General features: G+C 29.7%; 1 protein-coding gene. It reads right to left on the minus strand.

Features of this window, described 5'->3' with window-relative positions; all coding sequences use genetic code 11:
* Positions 1–394, minus strand: a 394-nt coding sequence (locus Q0C22_RS00205) for an ABC transporter ATP-binding protein (protein WP_291490084.1), incomplete at both ends; no start/stop codon positions are given.

The raw sequence follows: 394 nt of genomic DNA on the forward strand, positions 1-394 counted from the left end.
TGGTTCGGATTTACTAATTATTTTGTATATTTTTGCATTTTTTAAAAATATTGTATAATCAGCTAAACGTGCAAGTCTAAGGTCATGAAAAACGCTTATGATTGTTTTGTTAAGAGAAATTAAAGCATCAAGTATAGTTAAAATATACTTTAAATCCAAATTGGAAAAAGCTTCGTCTAAAAGTAAAACAGGTGTATCCTGGGCAAGACTGCGAGCTATTAAAACTCTTTGATATTCACCACTACTAAGTTTTAGTATACTTTCGTTTTTAAAATGAGAAAGTCCGCAAATTTCTATTGCTTGATCGATTTTTAGGTAATCTTCCATAGAAAATCTAAAACGTTTTTTGTGGGGATATCTGCCCATTTCTATGATTTCATACACGGTATAATCA

The organism is Desulfurella sp. (genome assembly GCF_023256235.1).
Classification (GTDB): Bacteria; Campylobacterota_A; Desulfurellia; order Desulfurellales; family Desulfurellaceae; genus Desulfurella.